The organism is Luteimonas cucumeris (assembly GCF_007830035.1).
Classification (GTDB): Bacteria; Pseudomonadota; Gammaproteobacteria; order Xanthomonadales; family Xanthomonadaceae; genus Luteimonas_C; species Luteimonas_C cucumeris.
Genome location: NZ_VLKN01000004.1, coordinates 450,519 through 464,899, shown reverse-complemented (window position 1 = coordinate 464,899; position 14,381 = coordinate 450,519). Strand labels below are relative to the sequence as shown.

Here is a 14,381-nt window from a genome sequence, read left to right as displayed (position 1 = left end):
TGACCCTGCGCGATGACCTGGACATCAGCCGCGGCGATGTCGTGGCCGCGGCCCACCACGCCCCGGCCGTGGCCGACCAGTTCGCCGTGCACCTGCTGTGGCTGGACCGCGCCGCGCTGCTGCCGGGCCGTCCGTACCGGCTGCAGCTGGGCACCACCGCGGCCATCGCCCAGGTCACCGAGATCAAGTACCGGGTCGACATCAACACCCAGGAGCCGCTGGCGGCCAAGCGGCTGGAACTCAACGAGGTGGCCTACTGCAACCTCAACCTGGACCGCGCCATCGCGTTCGAGGCCTACCGCGACGACCGCACCCTGGGCGGCTTCATCCTGGTGGATCGGCAAAGCCAGGCCACGGTGGCCTGCGGCACGATCGATTTTGCGCTGCGCCGCGCGCACAACGTGCACTGGCAGCACCTGGCGCTGGACCGCCGTGCCCGCGCCCTGGCCAAGGGCCAGTCGCCGCGCTGCCTGTGGTTCACCGGCCTGTCCGGCGCCGGCAAGTCGACCATCGCCAACCGGGTCGATCAACGCCTGCACGCGCTGGGGTATCACACCTACGTGCTGGACGGCGACAACCTGCGCCATGGCCTGAACAAGGACCTGGGCTTCACCGACGAGGACCGGGTGGAGAACATCCGCCGGGTGGCGGAAGTGGCGCGGCTGATGACCGATGCCGGGCTGATCGTGCTGGTCAGCTTCATCTCCCCGTTCCGCGCCGAACGCGACATGGCGCGCGCCCTCTTCGGCGAAGGCGAGTTCGTCGAGATCCACGTCGACACGCCGCTGGCCATCGCCGAACAACGTGATCCGAAGGGCCTGTACGCCAAGGCCCGCGCCGGCCAGCTGCGCAACTTCACCGGCATCGACTCGCCGTACGAGCCGCCGCTGGCAGCGGAAATGCAGCTGTCCACGGCCCAGGAAAGTCCCGAGGTCCTGGCCGATCGCGTGGTCGACTATCTGCGCGAACATTGACGACGGGTTGAAGGGGTTTGGTGAGCGCAGGCGGGATGGCTTGCGCAACCTGGCGCGATCGCCGAGGCTTTGCGGCGTTCCAGGGGGAATGACATCGCATGCTGATCCTGCCGCTGCACCAGCCGCTCACGCGCGCCACCTTTCCGATCGTGACCATGCTGCTGGTGCTGGTGAACGCCTTCGTCTTCCTGACGCTGCAGGGCGGCGACACGAAGCGCATTGGTCAGTTGCAGCGGTTCTACGTCGAGCACGACCTGGGGACGTTCGAGATCCAGGCTTACGAGAAGCACCTGCGCGATACACAGCAGCACGAGGCCCTGGCCGAACTGCGCGCAGTGCCGGCGGCCCGGCGCGCCGGTTACGTGGCGATGCGGACGCTGAACGATGTTGCCTTCAGCCGCGCACTGCACGACGGCGCTCTGTTCGAGGACGCGACCGAGCTGGAACGCTGGCGCCCGTTGCGATCACGCTACGAGGCGCTGCGGGACGAGGTGTTCACCCTGCGCCACATCGCGCGCAGTTCCGAGGCCGATCCGTGGCGCATGTTCGCGTCGGCGTTCCTGCACGGCGACGTGATGCACCTGATCGGCAACATGATCTTCCTGATGGCGCTCGGTCTGCTGGTGGAGGGTGCACTGGGTCCGCTGCGGTTCCTCGGCGTGTATCTGCTTGGCGCAATGGGCGCGAGCCTCGCGTCGCTCTGGTGGCGCTGGGGCGATGGCGGAGGCGGGCTCGGTGCCTCGGGCGCGATCGCGGCACTGATGGGCGCGTTCTGCGTGGTCTGGGGCCGGCAGCCGGTGCGATTCTTCTACTGGTTCGGCGTGGTCTTCGACTACGTGCGCGCACCCGCGATCTGGCTGTTGCCGGTATGGCTGGGCTGGGAGGTCTACAACCTGCTCGCCAACGACGACCTCGGCATCGGCTTCGATGCCCATGCCGGCGGCCTGGTCAGTGGTGCGCTGCTGGGCGCGGTGCTGGTCGCCACCGGACAGGTGCGCGACGGCTTCATACGCGACGCCGCCGCGGCGGAAGCGCAGGACACGCGCTGGGAACGCGCGCAGGCGCACCTGGGGCGGATGCAACTGGTCGAGGCGGAGGCCTTGCTCGACGAACTGGCACGCGAGCAGCCGCAGCGTTTCGACGTGCGGCTGGCGTTGTACCGGGCGGCGCGCAATGCGGGCCGGCGTGATCGGCTGCTGCAGCGTGCTCGGGAACTGCTCGCGCTGACCGCCGACGACGCGAGCGGCGTGCAGGCGCAACGCGAAGCGCTCGCCGAGCTGGAGAAGGCCGGGGTTGTGCTGAATGACGACGAGCGCCACGCGCTGTTGAAGCGCTGGATCGGCGCCGGCGCACTCGATGCGGCCGAAGCGTTGCTGGACGCAGGCGATGTCGGTCGCGTCCCCGCCGCCGTGCAGGCGCAGCTGTGGTTCGAGCTGGCCCTCGGCTACCGCGACCGGCAGGCGCGTCAGGCCCAGGCACGCGTGCTGCGTGGGCTGGTCGAGCGGCACCCCGAGCAGCCGCAGGCCGTCAAGGCGCGCTTTCTGCTGGAGCACGAGTTGAACGGCGCGGGTTGAAGCGTTTGCAAGCAGTGGGCGGCTACTGCCTGCATCCATCTCCGATGTCATCCCGAGCGAAGCCAGGGATCTGCTTTTTCTTCTTCACGCGAATCCTGAAAGCAGCTCCCTCGCTTGCGCCCGGGGTAACAGCTGTTGCTTTTACGAATCACCATTCCCCGATCACGAATCACGGCTCACGGCTCAGGCCGGAGTCACCCGCAACGGCTTCAACGCCGCCTCCAGCTTTTCCTGCAGCGTCGGATCCTCGCAGCGCGACAGCGCCTGTTCCAGTAGTTCGCGCGCCTCATCGTCGCGGCCGAAACGATCGACCAGCAGCAACGCCGCCTCCAGCCCCCAGCGCGGCGCGGCCGGATGACGTGGCTGTCCGCGCAGCATCGCGCGCAAGGTATCGAGGGCGAGCTGCGACTGCCCGCTCTGCCGCGCACGTTCGGCCAGGCGTTCGCCGTGTTCGCTTTGCATCGGAGTGAAGTCGGGATCGGCATCGAGCGATTCACGCAGCAGACCCAATGCGCGGCGGTCCTGGTTTTCCAGCATCAGCAGGTTGAGGTACTGGCGCGCGTGCTCGCTGCGTTCGACCATGTCGCCGCTTTGGCGCAGCAACCGGTGATAGAGCTCGTGCGTGTCCAGGCTCACCGCACGGCTGCGCACTTCGCCGCGCATCAGTTCCAGCGCCGCGTCGTTGTTGCCGTCGCGCACGAGTTCCTCGACGCGTGCGAGCAACTCGCCGTCACGGTCATGCTGCGCCGGCAGGCGATGGCGATGGCTGTCCGGCTCGTAGCCCAGGGCGTCGTGGTACTGGTAGACCAGATACCCCATCAGGTGGAAGGCGGCGAACAGGCCCCAGAACGAGAACAACGTCAGCATCAGGTCGCCGATCACCGGCGGCATGACCTTCGACAGCCAGGCGCCGGCGGTGAGGGCACTGGCCTGGATCACGAACAGCAATGCGAACACGGCCAGGTACGGCCAGCCGACGCGCGCGACGATGCCGAGCGAAGTCGCAGGGTTGAGCGCGCGACTCAGGCTGCCGTCGATGGCCAGCGACATCACGCAACCTGGCTGCAGGAACACGATCACGACCAGGGTCAGCAGGCCGATGACGGGCCCGCCAAAGGCCAGTGCCAGCACCGTGACGACGATGTAGATGAACTGCAGCGCGATCAGCCGCCAGACCACGCCATCGTCCACGCCGATCACGCTTTCGGGCGGGTCCATGCGGCCGTCGGCGGTGGCACGCAGGATCTCGAACGCATATTTGTACGCAGCCAGCCAGACCAGCAGCGCGACGATCAGGCCGAGCACCGGGATCAGCGCGAGCAGGCTGCACAGGGTCAACACGATCAGCGTGGGCAGGGCGCCGCCGCGCACGGGATACAGCGTGATCGGCCGCAGCCGCTGCCAGAACGGGGCCGGCGCGCCGCGGTGGGAGGAAATGCTCATCGGGACGTCATCCTTGTCGCAACGGAAGCGCTGCATCAGCGCGGGAAGGGGCGCTGCGGCGCGCGTGCCGCCGTGGTCCGGCAGCCCGATTGCGTTCCGTGACTTCCCCCTGGTGCCGCCAAGGCGGCGGCCCATTGTGCTGGGCCGCAGCTGCCATCTGCAATGCGGGACGCAGGGGGCCTTCCTGCCGAGCCTCAGGGCTCGCGCATCTCCAGCTTCAGTTCGCGCGCGATCACACTCCAGGGAACGTACTTGTAGTTCTGGTTCTCCACCGGCATCACGTTGCGTCCGTCCTGCGCGATCATCGCGCCGTGTTCGAAGCCGGGGCCAAGGTTGCGGCTGGTGACTTCGAGGCCGTCGGTTTCCGAGATGCCATCGATGCCGCGCAACGCGTCGGCGACCACCGCGAACGAACCCAGGTATTCCTGCCGTCCTTCGCGCCGGTAGACCGCGTAGGTGTCGTTGCCCTGGCTGGAGACCACGATGTAGCCGCGGCCGTCGCCCAGGTCGTAGATGCCGACGCCTTCCAGGTCGTCCCTGATCGCAGAATTGGCATCCACGCGCTGCACCGCGGTCCGCGCGTCGCCGCCGTCGGGCTCCGCGGACAGGCGCCACATCGCGATGTCTTCCTCGTTGACGTAGAGCGTGGCGCTGGCGTCGTCGGCGACGCAACCCTCGGTCTGCGAATCGAACGTCAGGTCGCGCACCGGCTCGGCGCGGACGCGGCCATTGCCGGCATCGACCAGTTCCCACTGGCGCATGCGGGTGTCGTCGCCGTTGACGAAGACGAAGCTGCGGCCGCTGTCGGCATTGCGGTACATGCACAGGCCGTAGGGATCACCCATGCCGGTGGGCTGCACGCCATCGGCGATGGCGACCAGCTTGCGTTGCACGGTATCGAGCTTGTAGATGGCGATGGAATCGTCGGTGCGGTTGCTGGCGGTGACCAGCACGATCTTCTCGCCATCGAGGTCGAAGCCTTCGCGCAGGTCGACATTGTTCATCTTGCCATCGGCCAGGAACTGCACGACCCGGCCCTGCATGTCGTACAGGTAGATGCCAGCCTTCTTGTCGGTGGCGACCACCAGGCTGCCGGCCGGATCGGCAGGGTTGGCCCAGATCGCCGGATCGTCGGCAGCGTCGCCGTAACTGCGCGCCGGCGTGGTCTCGACCAGCGCGGTGACCGTCGGCACCGTGTTGTCGGCCTTGCGCGCCTGCTGTGCGGTGCCGGGGTCGAGGTTCAACGCCTTGCCCAGGTCGGCGATGGACAGCGCCTTGTAGTTGGCATCGTCCTCGTCGGTGACCAGCAGCATGCCTTTTGCGAAATCCTTGCCGAGGTTGGCGCTGGTGGCGAACAGCGGTCCCGGTTCGGCGATGGCTTCGGCCTGCTCCGGGGCGCTGACCTGGACCGCGCCGACGAAGACGTCGTCGCGGCTGCGGTCGTAGACGTTGATGCGTCCGGCGGACGCATCCGATGCGATCAGCCAGCGGCTGCCTTCGCCGCCGTCGTGCAGCGCGATGCCGCCGACTTCTTCCTGGATATGGCCCAGGCGCGGCGCGTCCACCAGCGTGGCCGCGACGTCGGCTTCCGGATCGGCGTTGAAGCGCCAGATGCCGACCGTCTCCTCGCTGGCATACACATGACCCTGCGCGTCTGCGGCGCATTGCTTCAGCGGCGAGGGCACGTTGATGCGCCGCACCTGGCGCGCGTCGAGTTGGCCGCTCGCGTTGGCGTAGATCAACTGCTGGTCGATTTCGCCGCCATCGCCGACCACGAAGGCGTACAGCGCGTGGTCCAGCGGATTGCGGAACAGGCAGACGCCCTCGGCGGCGAAGCCCAGCGGGATCGCGCGCGCGCCGGCCTCGGTCAACGTCGCGCCCGACATCGTGAACAGGCGCAGGCTGTTGTGCGTGGTGTCCACGGCGGCCAGCACCGTGGCATTGCCCTTGCCCAGCGCGAAGCCGTAATCGACGTCGACCGCGGCGACTTCGCCGGCGGGCGTGGCGCCCAGGCGCTTGCCGTCAAGGCCGTAGACCTCCAGTCCACCCAGCGCCGCGGTACCGACCACGTGGCTGCGAGCGGGGCGGGCGCGATCGTGCACGACGACGGCGCCGTTGACCTCGCCGCTGGCGCTGGGCTGGGTCTGCATCCGCGCCGCCAGCACCGGTACGTCCTGCCGGAGTTCCTGCGCCGGACACGCCGTCGACATCGCCAATGCCACGCATGCGGCGAGCAGGCCGGCATTCGGCCGGAATCTTCTAGTCATCTTGTCCACGGATGGCACCCCCGGCCGGCTTGTCGATCTGTCGGGAAGATCACATGGCCGGTCCTATTTTGCAAGAGAAATTCTAAATGTGTTGCAATTTGGAATGTTTGTTCGTAGCCTCCATTCAAGCCACCCCGATCCAGCGGGGCATTGCCGGTTGGTGGCGGATGTCCTCGGGAGGGACCAGACAATGCGGAAGATCCAGAGAAATGCGCTGACGGCATTCATATTGAGCAATCTCGCAATCGTTCCAGGCTATGCGTTGGCGCAGGACGCCGCCCCCCAATCGCCACCGGCAGAGGAAAAGAAGGCGGAAACCGATCCGACCGAGTTGCAGGCGGTGATGGTCAGCGGCGAGATCCAGTACCGGAACCGCACCGAGACCACCGCGCCGGAACTGGTCTACGACCAGGAATTCTTCGCCAAGTTCGAGCCGGTGTCGGTAGGCGACCAGTTGCGGCGGGTGCCGGGCGTGGCATTCACCAGCGATATCGGCGAATCCGATTCGCCGCAGTTGCGCGGCCTCGGCCAGGGCTTCACCCAGATCCTCGTCAATGGGCGTCCGATTCCCGGCGCAGGCAACGACCGCACCGTGTTCGTCGACCGCATTCCGGCCGAGATCATCGACCGGATCGAGATCATCCGGTCGCCCAGCGCCGACATCGACAGCCAGGGCATCGGCGGCACGATCAACATCATCCTCAAGGACGGCGAGAGCCTGCCGCCGGGCATCGTGGCGCGCGTCGGCGTGACCCGCGACACGCGCTCGGGCGAATCGCGCGGCAACGGCTCGATATCGTGGTCTGGCCGCAACGAAAGCAAGACGCTGTTCTATTCGCTGACGCTGGACACGCAGGAGCGCTTCAACAACAAGGACGTGGTGGAGGAAATCTTCGATGGCGATTCCGTCGGCTTCGCCGAAGAGGTCGCGCGCCGCGGCAATGGCCGCGGGCTGGCCCAGTTCGACCATCCGGATTATTCATCGGCGGTCGAGCGTACCGAGGAACAGGACAGCCGCGACTCCAGGGACAAGTCGTTCAACGGCGACCTGACCTGGCAGATGACGCCGGAATCCAGCCTGCGCCTGGATGCCTTCGCGTTGTCCACCCGGCGCAAGGAACACCAGGACACGAAGATCTTCGAAGGCGATGGCAGCCGTGGCGGACTGGACATGGACAACCCGGAACTGGAATTCCAGGACGCCGATTTCCAGCAGGACAGCTACGGCGTGTCGGCGTTGTTCAAGCACTACCTGGGCGAGTTGACCGAATTCGATACCGAACTCAGCTACAACCGTTTCAAGGACGACGGCATCGAGGACACGTTCGAGGAGCTCCGGGACAACCTGGTGAACCGCGAGGACAACAATGCCGTCGATACGGAATGGATCTTCGGCGCCTCGGTCACCCGGCGCATGTCCGGCTTCGCGGAAGCCATCGGCATCGACGGGGTCGAACTGAAGGCGGGCCTGTTCGCCAAGAACAAGGATCGCGACTATCGCCTGATCATCGACGATGGCCTGGGCGAGGATGACTTCACCACCAACGATGGCCACTTCAGCTACGAGGAGCGCCGGCTCGACGCCTACGCGCGGCTGAAATGGGAAATCAATCCCAAGGTCTCGCTGGAAACCGGCCTGCGCGCGGAAAGCACCAAGGCCGAGCAGGCCTATCGCAGCGAGTTCTCGGAAGGCGGGGCGTTGCAGGACACCATCGACGGGCACGCCGAAAACGACGTCTTCATGCTCAATCCGTCGGCGCACATCCAGTGGAAGGCGACCGAAAACGATCAGTTCCGCTTCAGCGTCGCGCGTACCGTGCGCCGTCCCAGCATCGATCTGCTGATCCCGGCGTTCTCGCTGGAATCGCCGGGCGACGAGGACGTCACCATCGGCAACCCTGATCTGGATTTCGAGACCTCGGTGGGTTTCGACCTGGGTTACGAGCGTCGCTTCGGCAAGCGCGGCATCTTCGGCGTCAACCTGTTCTCGCGCCGCATCTCCGACCTGATCGGGCTGGTCAACACCGGCTTGCCGGTCAGCGACCTGGGGCTGGATCCGGAGAATTTCCCCGGTTCGCTCTACAGCTATCGCAACATCGGCGAGGCGGACGTGCGCGGCATCGAGTTCGATCTGTCCACGCCACTGGAGTTCTTCGACCTGCCGGAAACCGGCGTGTTCGCCAACTACACGCGCTTGCGTTCGGAGCGCGACGATCCGGCGACCGGCAGCAGCATCCCGATCGATTTCCAGCCCAGCTATGTCTACAACTTCGGCGTGACCCAGAACATCCCCAGCTGGGATGCCAGCTTCGGCTTCAGCTTCCAGAAGCAGGGCGAGTCGCAGTTCGTGACCTATGGCGAGATCGAGCGCCAGTGGTATGACGGCAACCTGGAGCTGTTCTTCGAGAAGCGGCTGACCAAGAACATGGTGCTGCGCCTGACCGGCAACAACGTGCTCGACGCCAACAGCATCCAGGCCGAGGCCGGCTTCGACGGCGACAACGGCGCGGAGATCATCGCCAACCAGGCCGCGTTCAACGTCGACGCCTACGAGATCGAGCGCGAGCGTTCCTCGCCGAAATGGACGCTGACCCTGCGCATGGTGTTCTAGCCGTCAAAGCCGCCGGCAACGGTTGCGGTACCTCATTTGCGGTGGCCCGGTTTCGGGCCACCGTTTTTTTTGGGTTTGTCCACCTCATGAAGCTTGGCGCCGACAGCCCATGGATGGCTGTCTTGGTGCCTGGCTGTGGCGAAGCCGCTCCAAGGAGCTCACGTGCGCTTCCGAAGGCGCCGGGTGCTGTCGGAAATCCGTTCCAGGTCTTCCGCAAGGCGCCGAAAGTCTTGCGGAAGCCGATTCCCGCCTTCGCGAATGCGGAATTGTCTTCGCGATCACCCGGCCTGCTTTCCCGAAGGTGAAAACCGGCTTCGCGATAACTCCGATCGCCTTCCGGAAGGCAAAAATCGCCTTCGCGAAGGGTCGGCGCGGCTGATTCAATGCCGCACGGGATTCCGCCGTATGGAAAAACGACAAGCCGCCCGGAGGCGGCTTGCGTGATTGGGCTTCCGGTCAGGCGGTATTGATCAGGGTGCCACTGGCTGTCCGAGTGCCAGCGAACGCGCCGCCGCTTCGGCCAGTGCCAATGCAGCGACACCATCGGCGTAACCGACCGCCGCAGGCGTGCCATCGAGCATGTCGGCGAAATGGTCCATCTCCTGCCGGTACGCTTCGGCGTAGCGGTCGAGGAAGAAATTCTGGAAGCGGTCCGCGGCCGCGCCGGCTTCGCTCCAGACCTGCACCGTGCTTTCGGTGACGTTGTCGGCGCGGACCATGCCGGCGGAGGCATAGGCTTCGATGCGCTGGTCGTAGCCGAAACCGGAGCGGCGGCTGTTGGAGATCACGCACAGCCGGCCCGACGCCGTCTTCAGCACGGTGCGCGCGGTGTCGATGTCGCCGAGCCTGCCGATCTCCGGGTCCACCAGGCAGCTGCCCACGGCATACACCTGCACCGGCTCCTCGCCCAGCAGCCAGCGCGCCATGTCGAAATCGTGGATGGCCATGTCCTTGAACAGGCCGCCGGACACGGCGATGTAGGAGGGCGGTGGCGGGGCGGGATCGTTTGACGTGATCTGCAGGCTTTCCAGCGTGCCGATCGCGCCGCTGTCGAGCTTCGCCTTGAGCGCACGGAAGTTAGGGTCGAAGCGCCGGTTGAAGGCCAGCAGCAATCGCGCCGAGGACAGCGCGGCGCTTGCCGCGCGGGCGCGGCCGAGGTCCTGGTCGATGGGCTTCTCGCAGAACACCGCCTTGCCCGCGGCCGCGGCGCGCACGCTGTAGTCCAGGTGGGTGTCGGTGGAGCTGGCGATGATGACGCCACCGATATCGGCATCGTCCATGGCCTGGTCGAGGGTCAGTACCGGCGCGCCGTGTTCCTGAGCCAGTGCCTGCGCGGAAGCATCGATGGCATCGATCACGCCGGCCAGTTGCAGGCGCGGGTGCCGTGCGGCATTGCTGGCGTGGATGCGGCCGATGCGGCCCGCGCCGATGAGGACGACTTTGTGCATGTGCGTTTCTCTCAGAGGGTGATGACAGTGCCGCTGCGTGCCGATGCCGCGCACGCCTCGGCCAGGACCAGTGCGGCGATGCCGTCCGCGTAGCCGACCAGAGGTTCGGCGCGGCCATGCACGACATCGGCGAAATGATGGATCTGGGCGCGATAGGCCTCGCGGTAGCGTTCGGCGAAACCGGGCTGGATCGCCGCGCCGGTGACGCCGCCTTCGTCCAGGGTCTGCACCGTGTCGCACTGCGCATTGCCGACGGCGATCATGCCCGTCGATCCGAAGGCTTCGATGCGCTGGTCGTAGCCGTAGCCGCTGCGCCGCGTATTGGAGACCACGCACAGGCGGCCGCTGGCGGTTTTCAGCACGGTGCGCGCGGTGTCGACATCGCCGAGCCGGCCGATCTCCGGATCGACCAGGCAGCTGGCGGCGGTGTAGACCTGCACGGGCTCTTCGTCCAGCAGCCAGCGCGCCAGGTCCAGGTCGTGGATGGTGAAGTCCTTGAACAGGCCGCCGCTGCTCGGGATGAAGCCGGGCGGCGGTGGCGCCGGATCGTGGTTGACCAGGTGCAGCGTCTCCAGTCGCCCGGCCTGGCCGGCCAGCAGGCGTTGCCGGAGCGCGCGGAAATTCGGGTCGAAGCGACGGTTGAAGCCGAGCAGGAAACGCGCGCGGTCGAAACGCGCGCGCGCCTGCACAACCTTCTGCAGGTCGAGGTCGATCGGTTTCTCGCAGAACACCGCCTTGCCGGCATCCAGTGCCGCCAGTGCATGCGCCAAGTGCTGGTCGGTGGGGCTGCAGATCAGTACGCCCTTGATCGAAGGATCGTCCAGCGCCTGCGCCAGCGTGGCGCTCGTGGCGCCGGTCCGGCGGCACAGCGCGTCGGCGGCATCGGCGCGGGCATCGACCACGTACCTGAGCCGCAGGCCCGGAGTCTCGGCGGCGTGGGGGCCGTGGATCTGCCCCATCCGTCCGGCGCCGATCAGTGCCACGTCGATTCGTTCCACAATGGCTCCAGGATCGGACGGATAATGGAATATATGTTCGAATTTGTAGTGTAATGGAATTTCCACGATATTCCATGAGTACAGCCGGGCCGCAGGCACGCCGGTTCCGATCCGACCCATTCCAAGATTGACCCATCGAGAGGAGCGGCTCATGGCCGAATCGAATACGCCGCCGACCAGCGCAGAGGAACTGCGTGCGGCGATCCTGGTGCGCTACGAATCGTTGAGCAAACGCCTGCAGCAGATCGCGCGCTACGTGCTGGACGAGCCCAATGCGGTCGCGCTGGAGACCCTGGCGGTGCTGGCCGAACGCACCGGCGTGCAGCCATCGGCGATCGTGCGCTTCGCCAAGTCGTTCGGCTTCGATGGCGCCACCCAGATGCAGCGGCTGTTCCGCGACGGGTTGCTGTCCGGCGCCGCGTCGCTGGGCTATGGCGAGCGCGTGCGCGAGTTCGCGCAGGGCGTGGAAGGCAAGGCGGTCGGCGATCCGGGGCAGGTGCTGGGCGAGTTCGTCGAGGGCAACATCCTGGCGCTGCAGAACCTGGGCAAGATCACCGGCCGCGAGGACCTGGCCAGCGCGGTGAAGCTGATCGCCAAAGCCGAGACGGTGTACGTGGCCGGGTTCCGGCGTTCGTTCCCGGTGGCGGCCTATCTGTCCTATTCGCTGCTGCAGGTGGACAAGCGCACGGTGTTCATCGATGGCCTCGGCGGCATGTCCGTGCAGCAGATGCACGGCATCACCGCGAAGGACCTGCTGATCGTGGTGAGTTACCACCCCTATGCGGAGGAGATGGTGCACCTGGTCGATGCCGCGACGGAGCGGCGCTGCAAGGTGTTGTCGATCAGCGACAGCCTGGTCAGTCCCGTGGCCAAGCCGGCGGCGCTGGTACTGCAGGTACGCGAGGCCGAGATCCGCAAGTTCCGTTCCCTGTCCGCGTCGATGTGCCTGGCGCAGGCGCTGGTCATCTCCTACGCGTTCGCCGCCAGCCAGGCGCCGCGCAAGCCGGGCGCCGTCACCAGGCGTGGCAAGAAATGAAACATATGTTGCTTGTATTCTAATTATGGAATATACATTACATCCAGCGAGGGCGATCGGCGTCCAGACGGGATGAGGGGCGGCCTGCATGGCGGCGACGGAGCAACCACTGGACCTGGTCACCATCGGCCGATCATGCATCGACCTGTACGGCGAACAGATCGGCGGCCGGCTGGAAGACATGGCGTCCTTCGCCAAGTACATCGGCGGCAGCCCCACCAATACCGCGGTCGGCGCGTCGCGGCTGGGCCTGCGCAGCGGGCTGGTGACGCGCGTGGGCGCCGACCACTTCGGCCGTTTCATCCGCGAGCAGCTGATCCGCGAGGGCGTCTCCACGCAGGGCGTGCGCGACGACGACGAGCGCCTGACTGCGCTGGTGTTTCTCGGCATCCGCGATCCGGACACCTTCCCGCTGATCTTCTATCGCGAGAATTGCGCCGACATGGCGCTGGACGACGCGGACATCGATCCTGACTTCATCCGCTCGGCCGGGGCGGTGTTGATCAACGGCACCCATCTGTCGCGTCCGAACGTGTTCGATGCGTCGGTGCATGCGTGCCGGATCGCGCGCGAAGCCGGCGCGCGGGTGGTGTTCGACATCGATTACCGCCCGGTGCTGTGGGGATTGACCGGCAAGGACCGCGGCGAGAACCGTTTCGTCGCCGACGATGCGGTGACCGCGCGCCTGCAGCAGGTATTGCCGTTGTGCGATCTGGTCGTCGGCACCGAGGAGGAGATGCATATCCTCGGTGGCAGCACCGATACCATCGCGGCGCTGCGCGCGATTCGCGAAAAGACCGCCGCGTTGCTGGTCTGCAAGCGCGGCGCGCACGGCTGTTCCGCCTTTCCCGGCGCGATCCCGGACCGGCTCGAGCAGGGTGTGACCGGCCCCGGCTTCGCGGTGGAGGTGTTCAACGTGCTTGGCGCCGGCGACGCGTTCATGGCCGGATTCCTGCGCGGCTGGCTGCGCGGCGAACCACTGGAAACCGCCTGCGAATACGGCAATGCCTGCGGCGCGATCGTGGTGTCGCGGCATGGCTGTTCGCCGGCCATGCCGAGCTGGGAGGAACTTCAGCAGTTCCTGGCCGATGGCGCGCGGCCGTGCCGGCTGCGCGACGACGCGGCGCTCGAACACGTGCATGCGGCAACGACGCGGGCCGGCACCTGGGATGAACTGACCGTGCTGGCGGTGGACCATCGCAGCCAGTTCGAGGCGCTGTGCGAACAGGTCGGCGCCGATCCCGCGCGCATCGCCGGGTTCAAGGCGCTCGCGCTCAAGGCGGTGGATCGACTGGCGCAGGGCGATCCGCGTTTCGGCGTGCTGATCGACGGGCGCTTCGGCATGCGCGGGCTGGAAGCTGCCGCGGATCATCCGTACTGGATCGGGCGACCGATCGAGCGGCCCGGTTCGTGTCCGCTGGAGTTCGAAGGCGACGCGGATGTCGCCACCGAACTGCTGACCTGGCCCGCCAACCATGTGGTCAAGTGTCTTGTGTTCTATCACCCGGACGATCCGGCCGACCTGCGCGAACGCCAGGAGCGCCAGCTGTTGCGGCTGCAGGATGCCGTGCGCAAGACGCGGCATGAACTGCTCGTGGAAATCATCGCCTCGCGCAACGGTGGGGTAGGTGACGACACGGTGTCGCGCGTGATGCAGCGCTTCTACGACCTGGGCATGCGCCCGGACTGGTGGAAGCTGGAACCCAACGACAGTGCGCTGGCGTGGCGCAACATCGAGCGCGCGATCGCCGGCAACGATCCGTATTGCCGCGGCGTGCTGCTGCTGGGACTGTCGGCGCCGGAAGGCGAGTTGATCGCTTCGTTCCAGGCGGCAGCCTCGACGCCGATCGTCAAGGGTTTCGCGGTGGGGCGTACGATCTTCGCCGGGACTGCGAGCCAATGGCTGGCTGGAGAGATCGACGACGATGCCGCGATCGCCGACCTGTCGCGTCGCTTCGCGGTGCTGGTCGAGGCCTGGCGCATCGCGCGGGCACAGGTCGGCGTGTCCAACGTGAGCGAGGTGGTCTGAG

At 66.6% G+C, this 14,381-nt stretch carries 9 protein-coding genes; 5 read left to right on the top strand and 4 right to left on the bottom strand.

The genetic code is table 11. The annotated features are described in order from the left end of the window. A partial coding sequence (gene cysC / locus IP90_RS10890; protein ID WP_144899217.1) for an adenylyl-sulfate kinase occupies positions 1-974 on the top strand: 974 nt, incomplete at its 5' end. 98 nt (positions 975-1,072) lie between these two features. After that, positions 1,073-2,548: a rhomboid family intramembrane serine protease gene (locus IP90_RS10885; protein WP_144899643.1), complete on the top strand. Its 1,476-nt coding sequence runs from the start codon at positions 1,073-1,075 to the stop codon at positions 2,546-2,548. 183 nt (positions 2,549-2,731) lie between these two features. Here the strand turns inward: IP90_RS10885 and IP90_RS10880 are convergent, their stop codons facing one another. Both IP90_RS10880 and IP90_RS10875 read right to left on the bottom strand, forming a co-directional pair. Then, positions 2,732-3,991, bottom strand: a complete 1,260-nt coding sequence (locus IP90_RS10880; protein ID WP_144899642.1) for a DUF4013 domain-containing protein — start codon at positions 3,989-3,991, stop codon at positions 2,732-2,734. 194 nt (positions 3,992-4,185) lie between these two features. Continuing rightward, positions 4,186-6,258, bottom strand: a complete 2,073-nt coding sequence (locus tag IP90_RS10875) for a phytase (RefSeq protein ID WP_206751912.1) — start codon at positions 6,256-6,258, stop codon at positions 4,186-4,188. A 229-nt stretch (positions 6,259-6,487) separates the two neighbouring features. Here IP90_RS10875 and IP90_RS10870 point away from each other — a divergent pair, with 229 nt between their 5' ends. After that, positions 6,488-8,869: a TonB-dependent receptor plug domain-containing protein gene (locus IP90_RS10870; RefSeq protein WP_206751911.1), complete on the top strand. Its 2,382-nt coding sequence runs from the start codon at positions 6,488-6,490 to the stop codon at positions 8,867-8,869. Positions 8,870-9,339: 470 nt separating this feature from the next. Here IP90_RS10870 and iolG (IP90_RS10865) read toward each other — a convergent pair whose 3' ends face one another. Both iolG (IP90_RS10865) and iolG (IP90_RS10860) read right to left on the bottom strand, forming a co-directional pair. After that, positions 9,340-10,317 (bottom strand): inositol 2-dehydrogenase, encoded by a 978-nt coding sequence (gene iolG / locus IP90_RS10865; protein WP_144899639.1) that lies wholly within the window; start codon positions 10,315-10,317, stop codon positions 9,340-9,342. 11 nt (positions 10,318-10,328) lie between these two features. Beyond that, the gene (iolG, locus tag IP90_RS10860) at positions 10,329-11,315 is read right to left on the bottom strand and encodes an inositol 2-dehydrogenase (protein WP_199753453.1); all 987 of its coding nucleotides are present in this window, start codon (positions 11,313-11,315) and stop codon (positions 10,329-10,331) included. Between the two features lie 151 nt (positions 11,316-11,466). Between iolG (IP90_RS10860) and IP90_RS10855 the strand changes: the two genes are divergently transcribed. Further along, positions 11,467-12,351 carry a MurR/RpiR family transcriptional regulator gene (locus IP90_RS10855; RefSeq protein ID WP_144899637.1) on the top strand — a complete coding sequence of 295 codons (885 nt, stop codon included), beginning with the start codon at positions 11,467-11,469 and terminating at the stop codon, positions 12,349-12,351. An 88-nt stretch (positions 12,352-12,439) separates the two neighbouring features. Continuing rightward, positions 12,440-14,380, top strand: coding sequence for a bifunctional 5-dehydro-2-deoxygluconokinase/5-dehydro-2-deoxyphosphogluconate aldolase (locus IP90_RS10850; protein ID WP_144899636.1), 1,941 nt, complete (start codon positions 12,440-12,442; stop codon positions 14,378-14,380). The last annotated feature ends 1 nt before the right edge of the window (position 14,381 follow it).